A 21,106-nucleotide genomic window follows, 5' to 3' on the forward strand; every position below is an offset into this window, starting at 1 on the left:
AAACTCGGATAAAACGTAACATCCATACCGGTTTGTCCCAATAATATCGCACTTACTTGTGAGGCTAAATCAAAGGTCTCAAAACCTACTAAACCAGTTGTATCACAAAGTGAATACTGCGGATAGTTTGGCTGGGTAGCATTCGGTAATGGATTTACAATTAATTGCAAAGTCACAATATCATAACAGCCCGAAGCTATAGTTTCCACACGAACATAAATCGTTTGCGTATCACTAGAGTAACTTGTCGTATTGGTGATGTTACCGGTTCCCAATTCTGCTGCAGGCTGGGTAGTGTAAAAAGTTACCGTGTGGGTAAGCGGATTTATAGTACCTAATATCTGTGGAATGGTTGTCGTTAAATCAAAAGTCTCAAAACCTACGGCTCCCGTATAATCACACAGCTCATAATCATCTGGTTCGGTGGCTTCAGGTGTTGGATTGATTATTAATTGTAAAGTAACAACTTGGTAACATGTAGATGTATTGGAAGTTACTCTTATATAAATTGTTTGTAAAAAAGGATTAATATTATCATAATTTGCGGGAGTTGGGATAGATGTTCCACCTCCAGTTGCATCGACTTGGGTTTCATGGAAACTAACATTATAGTTAGGATTTCCACTTGTAATACTATTTATAGTTTGTGTCAAGTCAAATATTTCAAATCCATCATTGTTTGGATCACAACTTTGTAATGGTAACGGATTATTTACAACAAAATTAGCATTAATAGTTACTACAACAGGTTCTATGTCAAAGCAAGTTCCAACTGTACTTTTGATATAATAAGTACCTCCAATTGTAACAGTGGTAGGATTAGCTATAGCGTTTGTAGCAGTAGCATTTGTCCAATAAGTCAATGTCCCTCCGCTTGTACTTCCTGCCGTGACTGCAGGTAATGTTATATCAACTGTAGCTGGAGCACATACTGCCGCTGGGTTTGTAATTATTAAACTCGGATTACTAATAGTAACTATAACTGGTTCTATGTCTGAACAACTTCCAAGTGTGCTTTTAATAAAATAAGTTCCACTTGTAGCAATTGCATTAGGGTTAGCTAAAGCAGTTGTAGCTGTGGCATTAGTCCAATAACTTAACGTTCCGCCTCCTGTACTTCCTGCAGTTACACCAGCTAAGGTAATGTTAACCGTATTTGGTGAACAAACTGCAGCAGGATTTGATATGCTTAAAACCGGAGTTGGATTAATAGTAACCACAACTGGTTCAATATCCGAACAACTACCAAGTGTACTTTTTATATAATAAGTTCCGCTAGTTGCAATAGTAGTTGGGTTAGCTAAAGTAGTTGTTGCAGCAGCATTTGTCCAATAACTTAATGTTCCACCGCCTGTACTTCCAGCTGTAACGGATGCTAAGGTTATGTTAACTGTATTGGGTGAACAAACAGCTGTTGGATTTGTTATACTTAAAACCGGCGTTGGATTAATCGTAACCGTAACTAGCTTAATATCAATACAAGTTCCAACAGTGCTTTTAATATAATACGTTCCACCTGTAGAAATTGTAGTTGGATTAGCTAAAGCTGTTGTAGCTGTTGCGTTAGTCCAATAACTTAAGGTTCCGCCTCCTGTACTTCCTGCTGTAACTGCCGGTAATGTTATATCAATTGTATTTGGTGAACAAACTGCAGCCGGATTTGTTATGCTTAATGTTGGTGAAGAGTTTATAGTAACAACTACAGGATTAATGTCTGTACAACCTCCTAATGAACTTTTAATATAGTATGTTCCACTTGTTGCAATTGCAGTTGGATTAGCAAGTGCAGTTGTTGCTGCTGCATCAGTCCAATAACTTAATGTTCCGCCTCCTGTACTTCCTGCGGTTACAGCAGGTAATGTAATGTTAACCGTATTTGGCGAGCAAGCTGCTGCCGGGTTTGTAATATTTAATACTGGTGTGGTAGTACAAGTTGCATAACAAGTTCTGGTTAAACTTGCAGCACAAACCCCGTTCCATGTTATTGTTAAAGTTACCGCTTGACCTTGAGTCACACCATATACTATGTAACTTGATGGTGAAAATGGAATCACACCAGTTACTTGTGGACCACCGGCAATGCTATAGGTGTAAGTAAAACTATTTTGACCTATACTATTAAAATCAAATCCAACTTGAGTTGAATTTGTAGTAGCGCCATCACAAAACATTACCGGAGCTGTAGTTGGTGGAACTCCAATAGAAACCACAATAACAGCTCTTGTACTTTCACATCCACTAATAGTTTGACTTACATAATAATTTACAACAGAGCCTACTGCTCCAGTTGTTAGAGGAGTTGGAGCAGTTCCGGAAGCAGTTCCTCCGGTTGCATTAGTTCCGTACCAATTTAAAGTTCCACCAGCGCTAGGTGTTGCAGTTAAAGGAACTGCTGCAGCATTTTGACAATATGTTAACGGAGTAACACCAGGAGGTGCTGTTGTAGAAACAGGATTTACTGTTAATGGAATTGGAACTGATGTACAGCCTGAAACTAAATCCCTAATAGTTACATTATAAATTGTATTAGGTGCTAAATTAGTAAAAGTTGGGCCTACTTGATAAGTTGGGCTTACTACACTATATTGATAATTAGCAGTTTGATAATTAAAAGTTCCAATATTTGAATAATCTTCAACAGCAGAGCTAATCCAATCGGTTGCAGTCCAATCAGCAGGATTCCATAACATAGAAGGATGTGGCGCAAGTACATTTCTAGAATAGCTATATCCTACTGCACCCGCAGGTGTGAATGCAGTTCCAGTTGTGTCTCCCCATAAATCAAATTCAACATCACCAGTAGTAGCTAAACGTATATTATCATTATTATTAACTCCACCACAGCCTGCGAATGTCAAATCGGGTAAAACACCTCCAAGATTAACAACGCTACCAACTGCAATAACAACAACATCATTATTTAGTAAATTTCCGGATAAAGGAAAATCACAGGTGCCTGTTACAGTTCCGCTTCCATTATTATAAATCTTAATTTTATAATTTGCTAAATTCACTGTTGCCCCAGTTCCATTATAAATTTCTATATAAGTCAACGCTCCAGAATTTGCATCTGTTACTTGAGAAATAAATAAATTTGTTGGGATCGGTAATACCGTATTTACCGGACTTGTAAATACTATTGTTCCAGTGGGGTTAGCGCACGTAGGTTGTTGAGTAACGCTTGCCACTGGCACCGGACATGGAGTAGTAGCAAAACAAGTTTGTGTGCTTGAGGTATAACATCCACTTCCAACAGGCAATACCGTAATTTTAACTTGATCACCAGGATTCAATGAATTTACTGTGAGATTTAATGAAGGTAAAGTAGGTAAAGAATTAATTGCACCTGAGTTAATTTGATAGGAAACAGTATAGCTTGTGGCTCCTGCAACAGGTACCCAATTGAATGTAATTGAATTACTCGTAGTGGTTCCACAAGTAACATTAGGTGCTAATGCTGTATTAACATTAATCTGTAAACTAGCAGATAAATTACAAACAAGATTTGTTGTAAAAGTGATATCATCTATAGCAAAATCATTTCCAGCAGCAGAAGTATTTGTATCAAAAAGTTGGACTTGAGCCAATGTACTTGCACCCGAATTCCAAACATAAGTATATTGAGTCCAACCACAAACTGTAGCTGAAGCAGTAGCAGTACCTATTAATACTCCATTAATTACCGTTCTAATAATTGCTGGGCTACCTGAAGATATTGTTTGCAGCCAATAAGAAAACGTACAATTCTGTCCAGGAGTAACCGCAATATTTTGCCCCCACACCATATCGTTACCTCCATTTACAGTAGAACCGTCAACAACCATCATTTGCCCAGTTCCTGTAGTATGATCTACACATGCGGCAGAAAACCCAGGTTCCCAAGTATTTGGATTTGAAACTATTCCGTAAGCTTTTTGTACAAATGTTATATTTGCTGGATTAAAATAGGCATAAGCTGAGCTAAATCCTGTATTACCAGAAGAAAAATTTCCATTGGAAATTAAATTAACATTACTAGTGCTGGTAGACGTAACAGTATAAGTTGTATTTTGAGTTGGACTAACGGTTGGATTTGAGGAGTTAGGTGTTGTCAAAGTTGGATCTGCCGGATTAGCTGTCCAAGAGTAAACAGAAGAACCCCCACTAACTGTTAAAGTTGTTGGACTACCTGAACAAATAGTTGTATCAGCGCTAGTTGATAAACCCAGTGGATCTACTAAAGTAACATTAGTTGAAACCGTTGTACCATTAGTATCAGTAACCGAAATAGTATAATTACCTGCTAATAATCCTGAAAAAACTCCTGTTGTATTACTTTGTGTGGCTGCCCCAGTCAAATTATAAATGGTATACGGAAGAACTCCATTGCTGGCAGCTGCCGTAATTATACCAGTAGCAGTAGCAGGACAGGTCGGATTACTTGAAATATAGCTTAGTGATAAAGGTAATGGAGGTGCTGTAACTGAAAAATCATCAACAGCAAAATCATTACCAACTGCACTTGTATTGTTATTGTAGAGTTTAATATTAGAACAAGCACCATTGGCTATAAATGTATAAACTACTTGTTGCCAACCCGAAGCTGTTGGTGGTGCAGTAAGACTTCCTGATACTAAAGTTACAGCACTCGCATTAAGAATTTGAACTCCTATAACCGCTGGTGTTGGTGCACCTGACACACTTCCATAAACCGATCTAATCCAAAAACTAAAAGTGTATTGAACACCAGTTGTTAAACCACAAACACCACCGCCTCCATTTCCAGCTTCCCAAAAGTTCTGCTGTCCTCCCGTAGTGTTCCCATCAATAACCATCATCATTCCAACACCCGTTGTATGATCACCTGATGCAACAAAAGATGCCGTATTCATAGGCTGAGGGTTATCGGTTAGTGCCCAATTACCTGTGGATGTAGTACCAGAAAACGGAGGGAATATTCGAACATAACCTGCACCGTTACTAAAAAAACCTGTAACTGTTCCTGTTTCAAAATTTCCATTTACTAAAAGATTCTGCGAAAATCCTTCAAATGAAATTAATGTTACGATCAATAATAATGATTTATGTATAAAAGAAATTGTTTTCATTCTAAAAATAACTTTTAAGTAGGTCTATAATTTATTTGTTGGGCTTGTTTAAAAAAACAAAAATCAAAGATATCGATTTTAACGGCACTACAATATATATTAAAAAAAAAAGCCATAAAAAAACCTCAATTAATGAGGTTTGCTTTTTCTATTTATTATGCTTTCTTCGTTGTCTTTCAGTCTTTAACATATTTAATTCCCTACTCGTCTGACCAGCCACCGAAGTGTTTTCTTCGGCTCTCCTAATCAAATATGGCATAACATCACGAACCGGTCCAAAAGGCAAATACTTGGCAACATTATAACCATATTCTGCCAAATTATAACTAATATTATCACTCATACCATACAATTGTCCAAACCAAATTCGTTCATCATTTTTAGAAATCCCTTTGGCTTGCATCATTTCAATTAATTTATAGGAACTTGATTCATTGTGTGTTCCGGCAAAAATGGACATAGTGTCTATATTATCCATCATATAAGCCATTGTTAGATCGTAATTATTATCAGTCGCTTCTTTGCTTTCGCAAATTGGTGTCGGATAGCCCATTTCTTCAGCGCGGTTATTTTCTTTTTCCATATACGCTCCACGAACGATTTTCATTCCGATGTAAAACCCTTCTGCTTTCGCTTTCTCATGCAATTTCTTTAAATAATCCAATCGGTCCCAACGGTACAACTGAAGCGTATTAAAAACAATCGCTTTCTTTTTATTGTACTTTCTCATCATTTCTGTAACCAAATCATCGGCTGCATCTTGCATCCAGCTTTCTTCTCCATCAATTAATAGTGCCACATCTTTTTCATGAGCTGTTATACAAATCAACTCAAAACGAGCCACAACTCTATCCCATTCCTTTTTTTCTTCAAACGTAAGTGAGTGCTTTTCTCCTACTTTGGTATATAAATCAAATCGTCCTAAACCTGTTGGCTTGAATACTGCAAACGGAATCGCTTTTCTTTCTTTAGCAAATTCAACCGTTTTCAATGTCATTTGCAAAGCAGCATCAAACTGTTCTTCTTCTTCTTTCCCTTCAACCGAATAATCCAAAACAGAAGACACCCCTTTGGCAAACATTTTATCAACCACCGATAGACAATCTTCTTCCGTAGTTCCACCACAAAAATGATCAAAAACAGTAGCTCTAATCAGACTTTCAACTGGCAAGTGTGCCTTTAGAGCAAAATTAGTAACCGCAGTTCCAATGCGCACTAATGGCTCATTATCAATCATTTTGAATAAAAAGTAAGCTCTTTCTAATTCGGTATCCGTCTTAAGTGCAAAGGCAACCTGAGTGTTGTTAAAAATATTTTCCATAATTCAATTTATCCGAGCAAATATAAAAAGACTTTTACCAATTATACGATTTAAAAAAACTAGTTTGAACCAGCAATCTTTTTTATCATTCCGTTAAAAATGAAAAAATGAAAAGGCAACATACTGTACCAATACAATCGACCAAAAATCCCTCGTGGTCGAAAAGTAGCTATTTGATGCAGAACATTATTTTCATCGATGCGAAATTCCAACCAAGCCTCACCAGGAACTCGCATTTCGGCAAAAAGCAGCAAGCGTTTATTTTCTTTATCGACTAATAAAACCCGCCAAAAATCTAAAGAATCGCCATTGTATAAATCGGATGGGCTGGTTCTTCCTCTACGCAAACCGACGCCTCCAAATAATTTATCAATGGAGCCTCGAAATTGCCACATCCAGTCGCCATAGTACCAACCTTTATCGCCGCCTATTGACCAAATATTGTGCAAAACTTGTTCGGGATTAGTAATCTCTATTGATTTGCTATCTTTCAGACAACCAAAATTCGGAACCTGAATATAATGCGACAGACTTTTTTTAAAACGGCTGCTAACCAAGCTGTCTTTCCAACTTGAAATTACTAAGTTTTGTTCTATTTTTTCAAATGCCAATTTAATCGCATCTATATAAGATATTGGTTTGATATTAAGCATTTTTTGAAGTCGATTGTCTTTACAAATTACTTCAACTTTCATACTATCGACTAAATTTATTGCCAATTTATAGGATGTTGAAGTAACAAAATACAGCCAATAAGAAGACAACTTTGGAGTCATAATTGGAACCGTTATGATTCCCAATTTGATGTTACGGGTTTTGGCATACAATTGCATCATATGTTTGTAAGTGATTACATTTGGCCCACCAATATCAAAAGACTGGTTAAAGCAATCCTCTCTATTTTGCACACCAAGCAAATATTGAATCACATCCCGAATAGCAATGGGTTGCGTCTTTGTCAGCACCCATTTTGGTGTAATCATTATGGGCAATTTTTCACATAAATCTCGAATGATTTCGAATGAAGAACTTCCGGAGCCAACAATAATTCCGGCTTTTAAAACGGTCAAATTTGGTTTCCCTTCAAACAATATTTTCTCAACGCTATTTCTCGAAAGCATGTGTTTCGATAAATTTGGGTCATTTACAATTCCACTTAAATAGATAACTTGCTTAACCTTCATATATTCTGAATACTGATTGAAGTTTTGAGCGGTTTTGGATTCCATAACATCAAAAGCGTCTATAGAACTCGACATTGAATGAATTAAAAAATAGGCAATGTCAATATCAAGTGGACAGTGGTCAAAACAAACATCATCTAAAAAATCGACTTCCCAAATTGTGACCAATGAGAGTATTTGTCGGTCAAATCCCATGCGCATTTTATCGCGAACACAACAAATCACTTCATGACCTTGCGCCAATAATTCGGGCAATAATCTTCTGCCGACATAACCATTTGCTCCTGTTAAAAGAATTTTCATAAAAAATTAATTAGTAGCATTCAACCATAAATTTCTATAAACTTCATTCTTATCATAGTCCTGTGCTTGCTTTTCGATATTAAAATAACGATTTCCTCTTGGATCATTGCCAACACCCGCTAAATATGCCCAATTTCCCCAATTGCTGCACACATCATAATCGATTAATTGTTGCTCAAAATAAGCTGCTCCGTAACGCCAATCGAGTTTCAAATCATTACACAAATAACTGGCTACATTTTGTCGGCCTCTGTTACTCATAAAACCTGTAAGTTTAAGTTCTAACATATTGGCATCAACAAAATCAACTCCTGTAGAACCATCAATCCAGCTTTGCAATACCTGAATATTGTGTTTATTAACCAAAATTCCTTTGTTTTGGATTCCTGCTAATTGAAAAAATTTAGCGTGGTATTTCTTCATCATAAACCTAAAATAATCACGCCATAACAATTCGAAAACTAACCAATAAGTCGATTCGTTTGCACCAAATTCTTCCTCGTATTTTTTGAGTTCAAAGTAGATTTCACGTGGTGATAGGCAACCTAATGCCAACCAAGCTGAAAATTTTGAAGAATAATCGGCGCCAATCAATCCATTTCGGGTTTCTTTATATTTTGAAATTGATTTGGTTTCAAAAAAATAGTGGATTAACCGTTGTAAACCCGATGTCTCTCCACCTTCAAACCGAAGTACCGCTCTTGAATCGCTGGTGATGTTATCCAAACCTAAATAATTTAAAGTGGGCAAATGAATTGGTACTATAAGCGGAGATTTGATTTCGGTAGGTTTTCTGAAAACAGTTCTTATCACAGCATCCTTCTCTGTCTTTTTTCTGAAATTGGTAAAAACATCTGGAATGTCTTTTATGGAAAAAGGCAAATCTTGGGCATGATATAAAGTACTGGTGCTGAAGGTTTCAAACTCGCAACGCAGTTTAAAAAGCTCAGATTCAACTAAAGCGTCAGTTTCCTTTTCTTCATGAGCAACTTCTCGCTTTGCAAAGACTTTATACGCTTTGTACTCCTGAACTAATTTTGGAATTTCAACTTCAGGCTTTCCTTTCACAATGATTAATCCAGAACCTAATTCTCTTAGATTTTTATCTAAATCGGCTACAGATTCTAATAAAAATTGTGCTCTGAAACTTCCTGTTTTTTTGAAACCGTACTCCGTCAATTCAAACTGCGCTTCATCAAAACAATACACCGGAATAATTTCATCACTCTTGGCTATTGCTTTTACGAGTGTTTCATTATCATGCAATCGTAAATCGGTTTTGAACCAAACGATACTTCTTTTCATAATTCATTTATATTTTTCAGATAATAATCGGCTTGTTCTAACAAAGCACTTTTATCTTCGGGTTTCATTTTTCGCCAAACGTTATACATCATTCCGATTCTTGGGTTTTTGGATAATTTATCTTCATGTTTATCATAAAAATTCCAATACAAGCTGTTAAACGGACACGCTTTTTCACCTGTTTTCAATGCTTTTTTATAGAAACAACTGCCGCAATAATGGCTCATTTTATCAATGTAGGAAGCCGAACTCACATAAGGTTTTGTGCCTACGATTCCGCCATCGGCAAACTGACTCATGCCGCGTGTGTTAGTGATTTCAACCCATTCAATAGCATCGATATAAATCCCAAGATACCACGCATCGACTTCATCAGGATGCACTCCAGCCAACAAGGCAAAGTTTCCCGTAATCATCAATCGCTGAATATGATGTGCGTAGGCATACTCTAAAGATTGGGTAATGGCATCTTTCAGGCAATTCATTTTGGTTTTACCTGTCCAAAACCAATCGGGTAATTTTTCGGTGTTATTAAAAAAATTCAAAGAAGCATATTCGGGCATTTTTAACCAATAAATACCACGCATGTATTCGCGCCAACCAATAATTTGACGCACAAAACCTTCAAGTTGATTGTATTCAATTTCATCTTTTCGGTTTTCCCATTCTTGAATCGCTTTATCGATTACTTCTTTGGGAGAAATCATTTTAACATTCATTGAAAATGAAATTCTGGAATGATACAAAGACCATTCATTTGGCGTCATCGCATCTTGATAAGAGCCAAATAATGGCAAAAATTCTGCAACAAAAAAATCGAGTAAGGCTAATGATTGTTCTCTGTTTATTGGCCAAACAAAATTAGCAGCATCAATACTTCCAATAGTTGAAATATCTGTATCTTTGATTTCGGCAACAATTTTACTAACATCATTATTAAAAACTAATGGCGGTGTTGGTTTATGATTTTTGGGCAACTTTTTACGGTTTTCGCCATCATAATTCCACTGACCTGTTGCTGGTTTATCGCCTTCCATCAGCACATTGTGTTTCTTTCTCATGGCGCGATAAAAGGATTCCATCAAGAACATTTTTTTGCCTTCAAAGAAGTTGCCTAATTCTTCCCTTTTGCTGAAAAAATGTTCTGTATCGTAAACTGAATATGGAATTAAAAGCTGATTGCAATAGTTTTTTAACAAAACATCTAATCGATATTCATCCGGTAATTGATATTCAAACTGAGTATAATTTCCTTGATTTAATAATGCATCTAAATTCTTTTCAAATGATTGCAAATTATTTTTATCATTTAAATGAATGTAAATCACCTTATGCTTTTTCGATTGTAATTCGGCAGCAAAAGAACGCATAGCACTAAAAAAACCAACTACTTTTTGAATGTGATGCTGTGCATAATCGGTTTCTGTCCGTACTTCCATCATAACATAAGTAACCGAATCATCGATGGTTTTGAACCAAGAATGATTAGTGTTTAGCTGGTCACCAAGAATTAGTCGTAAGGTTTTTGACATTTTTAATTAATTAATTTTCAAAACATTAAGAAATTAAGAAAAATTAAGTTTTTATATGGCTTAATGAAACTTAATACCTTAATGGTTTTATTTGTTGTTTACTCTGCATTTATCACTACAATATTTGACTTCATCCCAAACTTTCTCCCATTTTTTGCGCCAAGAAAAAGGTCGGTTGCAAACCATGCAGATTTTGCTTGGTAAATTTTGTTTTTTAACTCCGTTCATTATCAAAGTATAATTTTGTTCTTTTCCATTCTATACCTACCGAGGAGCCTTTTGCTATAAAAACCGCTTCAGGCTTCGCATAATTTAATAGTGCAAATGAATCGCCATACATCGCTTTGAAATCGCAATCAATTTTATAATCTAGTACATCGTGAATTTCCCAACTAGGATGATGCAAACGATATTCTTCTGTATTTTTTTCACTCACTTTGGTGTAACCATAATAATGTTCGTAGATAAATTTTTCAAGCGAATCATCTTGCATTTTATGATACGACAAACTATTTTCTAAATAAATGCTATTCCATTTTCTATCTATTAGCCATTCAAATTTAATATTTTGGTTGGTGGCATCTTTTGAAATTGTGTGTTTTGTTGGAACAACCGTGTAATGTTCTTTATATAATTTATTGGCCATCCAAGCCACAATTTTATACGGAATCGTTTCATTTATAAAAACAACTCCTCTTTTTGTTATGCCATCTTCAGTTCGGGTTACATAAAAGCGTAGATTGATTTCTTCAAAAGTGCCCAATTTTGGGATTGGAATATTGAACAATTTGGTGTCTTTAAACATAAAACCAACAAGGCTTACATAAGCTTTTCCTTTAAACAAATCGAGTTCAACGCCTTTCGGCAAAAACGGCATCAATATATCTGGATCAATTTCGTAATTAACCATGATTATGTTTTCCCAATTTGCTTTTAAAAATAGTGTCATTACTTAGTTGTCTTTTTTGAATTTCTTCTGGTACTACTCACATGTTTTTTCAGAATTCGTTTTCCTTCAGTTTTGACTTCATCTGTTTTGCGAAAACTCCAAATGATATCGCTGGCGTATTTGCGAGTGGCTTCAATATCAACAATTGGTGCAGGATAATCTTTGCCGATTTCACATTCATACAATTGCTGTTCAATTAAACTCAATTTCCAAGGTTCATGAATTAAATGAGTCGGAATAGCAGCTAATTCTGGCAACCATTTTTTAATAAAAATTCCCTCGTTATCGTGTTCTTCTGAATTCTTAATCGGATTATAAATTCGGACCGTATTGATTCCCGTAACGCCCGATTGCATTTGCAACTGCGGATAATGAATTCCGGGTTCATAATCTAAAAATTGTCTAGCTAAAAAATGCAGTTCTCGCCAATCTTGCCAAAGATTAAACACAAAAAACGACACAACCATCGCTCGCATTCTAAAGTTGAGATAACCCGTAGCAATGACACATCGCATACAAGCATCAACAATTGGAACTCCAGTTCTTCCTTGTTGCCATGCTTGGATAAAAGCTTCATTCTTTGGTTTTTTTATCACATCAAAAGCAGTATTGATGTTATGAAATTCCATCCGACATTCGTCTTCAAACTTTTGCATAAAATGACAATGCCAGTGCAATCGTGACACAAAATTGAGCATCGCTCTTTTGTTGGATGCTTGTTCGTAAAACTGATTGGTATATTGATAAACCATTCGCATACTAATGTTTCCATAAGTCAAATAAGGCGATAATCGGCTACATCCTTTTCTGCTTAAATTAGGTTTTGAAATATGTTTGCTGTAATTAACATAGCGTTCTTTTACAAAACTGTCTAAATAACGCCAAGCCCAATATTCGCCACCTTGCTGGAAGTTTTTGTTGTGTGTTGTGATTTCATTATTTAGAGTTTTCCCTTTTAATTTATTGTATAAATCGGAATCTAATTTTTCGATATTTAAAGAATTTAAATCAAATATTTTGGGAATATCTCGCATTACTTTTTCCCAACGTTTGTCCCAATCTTTTCTAGATTTTAATTTCCGAATCACACCATGCAATTGGAATTCCTTCCACTCGATTGCATTTTCAGAAAAATAGTGTTGCATTTCAATATCTCTATCAAACGTAATTTTATTTCCAATTTCCTGATGAGAGTAAACTGTTTTCACTTCATACTCTTTTGCAATTTCTTCGAAAACATCTTTAACCTCCTTATGAAAAAAATAGAGGTTGGCTTCAACCGAATCTAATTTGGTTTGCATATCTACAATTGATTCATAAACAAACCGCCAATGTCTTGCGTCTGAATCATCATAAGCCATAACTGAAGGTTCAAAAAAATAAAGTAGTAAAATCGGCAAACCCGATTGTTGTGCGTGAAATAAAGGCTCGTGATCAGTTAATCGCAAATCTCTTTTAAACCAAACAATATTTATGGTTTTTTTATTCAATTTTGAGTATTGATGTTAATTCTTTATTGGGTTTGGCATAACTCAATCGATCTAATTGAATGGTTTTATGATAACTATCCAAACCAGAGCAGGTAATGGTATTCGCTTTTTCTAAATCTATAAATCCATCTTCAGCGAGACAATTTTCCGGAAAATAAACCTGAACAATTTCCCCAATAACCATTATTGTATTGTTGATGGTGATGTCTATTTTTTCTCTGAATGCCATTCCGATTTGCACTAAACTTTCTTTTACAAAAGGTGCTTTAAAATCATTTTTATAAATAGACGTTAGACCAGTTTCATCAAATTCAGAAACTCCTTTTTCATAACGCGCTGAAGTTTGATGTGCCTCTTTATAGATAGTTTCATTAATATGATTCAAAGTATAAAAACCGGTTTCAAGCAGATTACTTAAAGTATTTCGCTCTGGCGGACTTGGTCTAAAAATCAAGGCTATCAATGGTGGATGCGCTCCAAGATGAAAAACAGAACTAAAAACAGCAAGGTTTGTATTTCCAACTTTATCTACAGTTCCAACAAGTGCTATACTTTTAAAACCTCCTAAACTGTTTACAAAATGAACGCGTTCTTGTTTATCCATCGCCATTATAGCGTCAAAAGAAATATGTTTTTGCATCATTTTTTGTATTTGTAATTTATTGAAAAACATTGTTTTTCTGATTTAACACAATCCACTTTTTATCACTATTCAATTTAAAAGTGCCAATGTGTTCTTTGTTCCATTCTTGCGGAGAAATTAACGACAGAAAATTAATTCCATCATCGCCTACATACAAATGATAAATTTCGCCAATAACCGGTTCGAATGAAAACTTCGAACTATACACTAATTCGTTCCATTCGTATTCGTTCATTAAGTTTTGGTATTGCATTTTAAGTTCGTTGAATTTATTTTCAAACTCTTTGTTAACGGTGCTAATTCCTCTACTTTTCCAAGAGACAAGATCATCCATTTTTATTACTGGAGCTCCAACATTTGTCGCATAAGGCAACAAACTTGCATTATATCCTTGATCATCAGAAAATACTATATTATCAGGTCTTTCTTTTTCCATTTTTTCTTAAATAATTATCGTTTCGAAATCTTATTGTTGGAAATCGCACGTTGCATATTGCATTTGAATCTATCGATTCCAGTTACACGTTTTGCCAAATGTTTTGTTTTACAATTTTCAACACGTTTTCTCCAAAGTTTGTAACTACTGAATTTGAGTTCTCGTTTCATCAATGCTTTAACATCGGCTTCAGCCAAACCAAACTGAAATTTAATAGCATCAAAAGGAGTTCTGTCTTCCCAAGCCATCTCAATAATTCGGTCAATGGCTATATCGTCTAGATTTTTTTTTGCAATTATTGGCATTTTGTTTATTCTTTTTTTTATAAAGTTAAACAAATATAAAACTTATTTGTCACTAAAAGGTAAAAACCTATTAATAAATCTTATTACGTTATTAGAAAAAAAATCCCTTATTTTGCTGAATACATTTTAAACAATGATGCAATCAATAGCTGCCAACGGTTATCCTATTTTATTCAGCGAAAACGGATATGACTTTATCAATACTTTTATTGAGGAAAATAAGTATTCTACTATTTTTATTTTGACCGATACTAACACCAACAAATATTGCTTATCCCGATTTTTACCTTTTTTAGCTACTGATAAAACTATCGAAATTATCGAAATCGAAGCCGGTGAAATCGAAAAAAATATTAACACTTGTGTCGAGATTTGGACAATTCTAACGGAACTTGGCGGCGACAGAAAAAGTCTTCTGATTAATATTGGTGGTGGCGTAATTACAGATATTGGTGGATTTGTAGCTTCCACATTTAAAAGAGGAATCGATTTTATTCATGTTCCAACCACACTTTTAGCTATGGTTGATGCCTCTGTCGGAGGTAAAAATGGGGTTGATCTAGGCAACTTAAAAAACCAAATTGGTGTTATAAATGTTCCAAAAATGGTGTTGATTGATACTGAATATCTATCAACTTTACCACAAAACGAAATGCGCTCCGGATTGGCAGAAATGCTAAAACACGGATTGATTTTCGACACCAACTATTGGACAAAATTCAAAGATTTAAGTGAAGTTGATTTTGAAGATTTTGACGAATTAATTCATCGTTCTATTGAAATTAAAAACGAAATTGTGATGCAAGACCCAACTGAAAATGGTATCCGAAAAGCATTAAATTTTGGTCACACTTTAGGACACGCCATTGAAAGTTATTTTTTGGAAAATGAAAACAAAAAAACCTTGTTACATGGTGAAGCCATTGCTGTAGGGATGATATTAGAAAGTTACATCTCTTGGCAGAAAAAGTTGCTTTCAGCAGTTGAATATTTAGAAATCAAAAATTCCATAAATGCAGTTTTTGAAACCATCGTTTTTGAAGAAAATGACCTGAAACCCATAGTCGATTTACTCATTCACGACAAGAAAAATGAATACGGGAAAATACAATTTGCATTGCTTGACGGAATCGGAAATATTAAAATCAATCAAGAAGTTGAAAATGAATTAATTATAAAATCATTCACCGATTATAAAAGTTAACATAATTTTGATACCAATAGTTGCATTTCGTATATATTATTTTTTACATTTGCCCTAATGAAAAAAAGTGTCAACACTTCTGTTTACAGTATTTATAGTCAAGAAACCAATCTTAATTTCTTCACTGTTTCTAATCATTTTTATGTTCTCAAAAATGATTTGATGGCTTTGTGTTCACCAATTACATTTTTATTTCAAGAAAAACTTCCAATTATTTACGCTAATATTAGAGTTTGAATTATAGATTATTTTGTTTTATACAACTAAACTAATCCTTAATTAAAACTCTTAAATGAACACTAAATATTTCGATTTAATTAATCAAACTTATTACTTCCCACAAGAAGAATTTACTTTAAACAAAGACAGCCAACTGCAATTTCATAATATTGATTTGATGAAATTAGTCGAGCAATATGGAACACCTTTAAAGTTTACTTTTTTACCACAAATTTCCAACAACATTAAAAGAGCCAAAAACTGGTTCAGAAATGCAATGGAAAAAAATAAGTACGAAGCGAAATATTACTATTGTTACTGTACTAAAAGTTCTCATTTTCAATACGTAATGAATGAAGCTTTCAAGAATAACATTCACATTGAAACGTCTTCAGCTTTTGATATCAATATTGTGGAGAATTTATTGGAAAACGGAAAAATCAACAAAAGCACTTACATTATATGCAATGGTTTCAAACGTGACCAGTATATTGAAAACATTGCCCGTTTAATTAATCATGGTCATAAAAACACTATTCCGATTATTGATAATTATGAAGAACTCGATTTGTTACAAGAGCATATCAAAGGAAAATTCAAAATCGGAATCAGAATCGCAGCGGAGGAAGAACCAAAGTTTGAGTTTTATACTTCCAGATTAGGAATTGGATATAAAAATATTGTTGCTTTTTATAAAAAACAAATTCAGGAAAATGATAATCTGGAGCTGAAAATGCTTCACTTTTTTATCAATACCGGAATTAACGATACTGCTTACTATTGGAATGAATTGGTAAAGTGTATCAAAGTGTACATTCAGCTTAAAAAAGAATGTCCAACCTTGGATGGCTTGAATATTGGCGGCGGTTTCCCCATTAAAAATTCTTTAGCATTCGAATACGATTACCAATATATGATTGACGAAATCATCAATCAAATCAAAATTGCCTGTGAAGAAGCTGAAGTGGATGTGCCGAATATTTTTACGGAATTTGGTTCATTTACTGTTGGAGAATCTGGCGGAGCAATTTATCAGGTTTTGTATCAAAAACAACAAAACGACAGGGAAGCCTGGAATATGATTGACAGTTCATTTATCACAACTTTACCAGATACTTGGGCAATTAACAAGCGCTTTATCATGTTGGCAGTAAATCGTTGGAATGATACTTACGAAAGAGTTTTACTAGGCGGAATGACTTGCGATAGTGACGATTATTACAACTCCGAGCAAAATATGAATGCCATTTATTTGCCAAAATACAGTAAAGAAAAGCCATTATATATTGGTTTTTTCAATACTGGTGCATATCAAGAAACCATTGGTGGTTTTGGTGGATTGCATCACTGTTTGATTCCACAACCGAAACATATTTTAATTGATAGAGATGAAAACGGATTTTTGTCAACAGAAGTTTTTTCAGAACAACAAACTTCTGACGATGTCTTGAAAATATTAGGATACCAGAAAAAATAGTCGGCAGTTTACAGTGGCAGTAAGCAGTATTTAGAAGAGAAAAAAATGTAAAAAAATAGTTTGTAGTTATAAAAAAAATAGATTTTCTTTGAACAGCAAATTACACGCAACAAATTACAAAATGAGCAAAGGACCAATTAGTCAGTTTATAGAAAAACATTACCTTCATTTCAATGCGGCAGCGCTTGTTGATGCAGCAAAAGGATACGAAGAACATTTGCTTGACAATGGTAAAATGTTGATTTCACTTGCCGGTGCTATGAGTACAGCCGAGTTGGGAAAATCATTAGCAGAAATGATTCGTCAGGATAAAGTGCATATTATTTCTTGTACTGGTGCCAATTTAGAAGAAGATATTATGAATTTGGTGGCTCACAATTCTTATAAAAGAGTACCAAATTATAGAGATTTAAGTCCACAGGAAGAATGGGATTTATTAGAAAATCATTTCAATCGAGTTACCGATACTTGTATTCCGGAGGAAGAAGCGTTCCGAAGATTGCAATCACATTTGTATAATATTTGGAACAATGCCAACTCAAAAGGAGAACGTTATTTTCCCCATGAGTTCATGTATCAAATGATTAATTTAGGAGTATTGAAGCAATACTATGAAATTGATCCAAAAGATTCCTGGATGGTTGCAGCGGCTGAAAAGAATCTGCCAATCGTAGTTCCGGGTTGGGAAGATAGTACTATGGGAAATATCTTTGCTTCCTATTGTATCAAAGGAGAATTTAATGCTACCACAATGAAAAGTGGTATCGAATATATGATGTGGTTAGCCGATTGGTATCCAAAAAATTCAAGTGGAAAAGGATTAGGTTTCTTTCAGATTGGTGGCGGAATTGCTGGTGATTTTCCAATATGCGTAGTGCCAATGTTATATCAGGATATGGAAATGCACGAAGTTCCGTTTTGGAGTTATTTTTGCCAAATATCGGATTCGACTACCAGTTATGGCTCCTATTCCGGAGCTGTTCCCAATGAAAAAATTACATGGGGAAAATTAGATATACACACACCCAAATTTATTGTTGAATCTGATGCAACGATTGTTGTACCTTTAATCTTTGCTTACATACTAGATTTATAAAATATTTTTTTATGAGAAGAATTATTGTAGACTATGCTAAACTAACTGGTGACATTCTGAATTTATTGGTAGATAAATTCCCCGAAGGTTATGACGACTCTGATATTATTCGTTTTAGAAATGCCCAAAACGAACTAATCGAAGCTGTTGAAGTTAAAACAGAAGATACTATTTACTTGGTGAAAGTGAGCACAAAATTAGCTAGCCGTATGGAAAAATACGATGAAGAAGATATTGACTCTGTAGTGGAACCTATTAATCCAATCAAAGGGATAGACGATGATGAAGATGCACCTGATGAAAATGAAGATGAGGAAGAAGAAGATTTATTAAATGACAAAGGCGGTTCAGACGATGGTGATGACGATGATGATGATGATGACTTTGAAGCCACAGATAACTTTGTCGAAGATGAAGATGATGATGAATAAACTTCAAAGAAGTTTATAAATTACAAATTTTAAAATTCCAAATTCCAAAAAAAAGGAAAAAATCCAAATAAAAAAATTCCAAATTCCAATTAAGGCGTTTGGGATTTTTTGTTGATTGAAACTTGAACTTTATTTGTAATTTTCTTTTTGCTTTTTGCTTTTTGCTTTTTGCTTTTTGTAATTTAATCTAAATATCTTTCCTCAAAAACTCTCTGATGGTGATTTTGATGTCCAATAATGGTAAATCCCAAAGCGCGAACTGACATTAGGTTGTGGGAAGCGATTCCTATTCGGTGTAAATCTTCATTTGAAAATGATTTGAATAAAGACAATGTCGCCTGTCTGACAACAGCCAATTCGGTCAATAAATCCTGAATGCTTCTTTGGTTGGCATTGGCATAATCAACATAATCATTTTCTTCAAATCCAGGCAATTCGGTTTTGTCATTTCTGGCGAAACGCAAAGCGCGATACCCAAATATTCTTTCGGCATCAATCAAGTGTTGGATAATGTCTTTGATGGTCCATTTTCCTTCGGCGTAACGGTAATCAAATTTGTCTAATGGTATATTTTGAACAAATTTTATCAAGCGATGCACCGAGATTTCAAGTTCTTCTACTAATGTATATTCGCTGGAAACTTGGTTAATATAAGTGGCAAAATGCCCTGCAAATTCTTCAGGTTGTAAATCGGATGGTTTCATGATAGCTAATTTTTAAGTGTAGCAAAGTTCACTATTTTATTTGCAAAAGACTAAGAACCTTGACGCTTCTTTTTACATTTTTTTAATCTGATATAGCGCCATCATCTCATTTGCTTTTTCAATTTGACCAACGCATTCTAATGACTTAGCGTAGCGGTAAAAGTAAACAGCTTCTAATTCATCAGGGCAGTATTCAAATAGTTGCGTATACCATTTGGCAGCGATAACCAAATCGCCTTCGAAAAAATGGTAATTTGCTACTGCTAAAAGCATTTCCTCCGTTTTGTATCCTTTCTCTAAAACCCTTTCATAGTTTTCAATGATTTTTATTTTGGTATATAACAATTTTCCATTTGGAACAACTACATTAACATCGACAGGTTCAATAACAGTCTCATTAGTAACAACCTGTAAAGACGATAGTTTGTCTATAACGGGTAACTCTTCTTTTGGTTTTACCTTTACGTATTTCGGTTTTACAACTCTAGTGTTTTCTGGTCCCAATTCATTTTTGTCAACCAAATCTAAACTCGATACTGCATAAGTTGTCGTTCTTCCTCCAAATTTCATGTTTATTGTTTCTTCGACAGCGTACGCTACGACTGCAACTTCTTGAGTAGAAGTTTTCTCGGGAGTTGGTTGCACATATTCAGTTTTCTTATTGGTTGTTGGGGCTTTATTGCTCTTCTGAGCAAAACCACTAGAAGAAAAAAAAATAACAATAAAGAGAAGTACATAATTTTTCATATCAACTCAATTAAGATTAGTGTCAATATTCAAAAACCATGTCTAAGGTACAAAAATATTTTGCTCCTTATCTTTATTATTACATGAATTTATAAACAGATGTGCTGAAATTTCAAGTTATTCAATAAGTGCCTATTCGCTGAAAACTTGGTTGGTATAAGTGGTAAAATGCCCTGAAAATTATTCTATACTTTTTTACTTTGAAATAGCGTCATCATCTCTTCTGCTTTTTCAGTTTGACCAATACTTTTCAATGATTCAGCATATCTATAATAGTAAACTGGCTCTAATTCATCTGGGCAGAATTCAAATAATTGCGTATACCATTTTGCTGCGGCAGCCAAATCCTCGGCAAAAAAACGATAATCAGCTACAGCCTTTAGCATTGCTTCGGTCTTGTACCCTTTCTCTAAAACTCTTTCGTAGTTTTCTATGATTTTTATTTTGGTAAACGTTGTAACAACAGCTTCCTCTTTGAGTGGAGTTGGTTTTGCCTTTTCCGTTTTTTTGTTAGTTTGGACTTTGTTATTCTTCTGAGCAAAACTGCTTACAGAAAGAAAAAATGCTATAAAGAGAAGTGCATATTTTTTCATATTAACTCAATTAAAATTATTGATAACATTAAAAACCTAGACTAAGATACATAATAATGCAATATCGTATTTATTTTGTT

19 protein-coding genes are annotated in these 21,106 nt (G+C 34.5%); 5 read left to right on the forward strand and 14 right to left on the reverse strand.

Annotation, left to right across the window (positions count from 1 at the left end; all coding sequences use genetic code 11):
* From RMN97_RS09670 to RMN97_RS09720, 11 genes are all read right to left on the reverse strand, one after another.
* Window positions 1–5,087, reverse strand: a 5,087-nt coding sequence (locus RMN97_RS09670; RefSeq protein WP_309614312.1) for a hypothetical protein, incomplete at its 3' end; no start/stop codon positions are given.
* 148 nt (window positions 5,088–5,235) lie between these two features.
* The gene (locus RMN97_RS09675; RefSeq protein ID WP_309614313.1) at window positions 5,236–6,408 is read right to left on the reverse strand and encodes a proline dehydrogenase family protein; all 1,173 of its coding nucleotides are present in this window, start codon (window positions 6,406–6,408) and stop codon (window positions 5,236–5,238) included.
* Between the two features lie 59 nt (window positions 6,409–6,467).
* Window positions 6,468–7,895, reverse strand: a complete 1,428-nt coding sequence (locus tag RMN97_RS09680; RefSeq protein WP_309614314.1) for an SDR family oxidoreductase — start codon at window positions 7,893–7,895, stop codon at window positions 6,468–6,470.
* Window positions 7,896–7,901: 6 nt separating this feature from the next.
* Window positions 7,902–9,200, reverse strand: a complete 1,299-nt coding sequence (locus tag RMN97_RS09685; RefSeq protein ID WP_309614315.1) for a DASH family cryptochrome — start codon at window positions 9,198–9,200, stop codon at window positions 7,902–7,904.
* Complete coding sequence (locus RMN97_RS09690; RefSeq protein ID WP_309614316.1) at window positions 9,197–10,732, reverse strand: cryptochrome/photolyase family protein; 1,536 nt, start codon at window positions 10,730–10,732, stop codon at window positions 9,197–9,199. Before RMN97_RS09690 ends, RMN97_RS09685 begins: the two co-directional genes overlap by 4 nt.
* A gap of 87 nt (window positions 10,733–10,819) precedes the next feature.
* Entirely contained in the window at window positions 10,820–10,960 is a 141-nt protein-coding gene (locus RMN97_RS09695; protein ID WP_309614317.1) for a DUF2256 domain-containing protein, read from the reverse strand.
* Window positions 10,947–11,681, reverse strand: coding sequence for a DUF2071 domain-containing protein (locus tag RMN97_RS09700; RefSeq protein ID WP_309614318.1), 735 nt, complete (start codon window positions 11,679–11,681; stop codon window positions 10,947–10,949). The genes RMN97_RS09695 and RMN97_RS09700 overlap by 14 nt, the downstream gene beginning before the upstream one ends.
* Window positions 11,681–13,171, reverse strand: coding sequence for a deoxyribodipyrimidine photo-lyase (locus tag RMN97_RS09705; protein ID WP_309614319.1), 1,491 nt, complete (start codon window positions 13,169–13,171; stop codon window positions 11,681–11,683). Before RMN97_RS09705 ends, RMN97_RS09700 begins: the two co-directional genes overlap by 1 nt.
* Window positions 13,164–13,814, reverse strand: coding sequence for a flavin reductase (locus tag RMN97_RS09710; protein WP_309614320.1), 651 nt, complete (start codon window positions 13,812–13,814; stop codon window positions 13,164–13,166). The genes RMN97_RS09705 and RMN97_RS09710 overlap by 8 nt, the downstream gene beginning before the upstream one ends.
* Before the next feature lie 16 nt (window positions 13,815–13,830).
* Window positions 13,831–14,250 (reverse strand): DUF2452 domain-containing protein, encoded by a 420-nt coding sequence (locus RMN97_RS09715; protein ID WP_309614321.1) that lies wholly within the window; start codon window positions 14,248–14,250, stop codon window positions 13,831–13,833.
* A 14-nt stretch (window positions 14,251–14,264) separates the two neighbouring features.
* Window positions 14,265–14,555 (reverse strand): TIGR03643 family protein, encoded by a 291-nt coding sequence (locus RMN97_RS09720; RefSeq protein WP_309614322.1) that lies wholly within the window; start codon window positions 14,553–14,555, stop codon window positions 14,265–14,267.
* A gap of 136 nt (window positions 14,556–14,691) precedes the next feature.
* Between RMN97_RS09720 and aroB the strand changes: the two genes are divergently transcribed.
* The 5 genes from aroB (at window position 14,692) to RMN97_RS09745 (ending at window position 18,982) form a co-directional block, all read left to right on the forward strand.
* Complete coding sequence (aroB, locus tag RMN97_RS09725) at window positions 14,692–15,759, forward strand: 3-dehydroquinate synthase (RefSeq protein WP_309614337.1); 1,068 nt, start codon at window positions 14,692–14,694, stop codon at window positions 15,757–15,759.
* Between the two features lie 57 nt (window positions 15,760–15,816).
* On the forward strand, window positions 15,817–15,996 hold the full coding sequence (locus RMN97_RS09730) for a hypothetical protein (protein WP_309614323.1): 180 nt from the start codon (window positions 15,817–15,819) through the stop codon (window positions 15,994–15,996).
* Between the two features lie 55 nt (window positions 15,997–16,051).
* Window positions 16,052–17,455, forward strand: coding sequence for an arginine decarboxylase (locus RMN97_RS09735; protein WP_309614324.1), 1,404 nt, complete (start codon window positions 16,052–16,054; stop codon window positions 17,453–17,455).
* Between the two features lie 121 nt (window positions 17,456–17,576).
* The gene (locus RMN97_RS09740) at window positions 17,577–18,551 is read left to right on the forward strand and encodes a deoxyhypusine synthase family protein (RefSeq protein WP_309614325.1); all 975 of its coding nucleotides are present in this window, start codon (window positions 17,577–17,579) and stop codon (window positions 18,549–18,551) included.
* A gap of 11 nt (window positions 18,552–18,562) precedes the next feature.
* The gene (locus RMN97_RS09745) at window positions 18,563–18,982 is read left to right on the forward strand and encodes a DNA primase (RefSeq protein WP_309614326.1); all 420 of its coding nucleotides are present in this window, start codon (window positions 18,563–18,565) and stop codon (window positions 18,980–18,982) included.
* 182 nt (window positions 18,983–19,164) lie between these two features.
* On the opposite strand, the gene RMN97_RS09750 is transcribed toward RMN97_RS09745, so the two are convergent.
* The 3 genes from RMN97_RS09750 to RMN97_RS09760 all read right to left on the reverse strand — a co-directional run bounded on the left by RMN97_RS09750 (window position 19,165) and on the right by RMN97_RS09760 (window position 21,026).
* Complete coding sequence (locus tag RMN97_RS09750) at window positions 19,165–19,686, reverse strand: DinB family protein (RefSeq protein ID WP_309614327.1); 522 nt, start codon at window positions 19,684–19,686, stop codon at window positions 19,165–19,167.
* 72 nt (window positions 19,687–19,758) lie between these two features.
* Window positions 19,759–20,433 (reverse strand): hypothetical protein, encoded by a 675-nt coding sequence (locus tag RMN97_RS09755; RefSeq protein ID WP_309614328.1) that lies wholly within the window; start codon window positions 20,431–20,433, stop codon window positions 19,759–19,761.
* Between the two features lie 185 nt (window positions 20,434–20,618).
* A complete protein-coding gene (locus tag RMN97_RS09760) occupies window positions 20,619–21,026 on the reverse strand; it encodes a hypothetical protein (protein WP_309614329.1) in 408 nt (135 codons plus the stop codon).
* Window positions 21,027–21,106: the final 80 nt, after the last annotated feature.

This window comes from Flavobacterium sp. (genome assembly GCF_031381455.1).
Taxonomy (GTDB): domain Bacteria; phylum Bacteroidota; class Bacteroidia; order Flavobacteriales; family Flavobacteriaceae; genus Flavobacterium.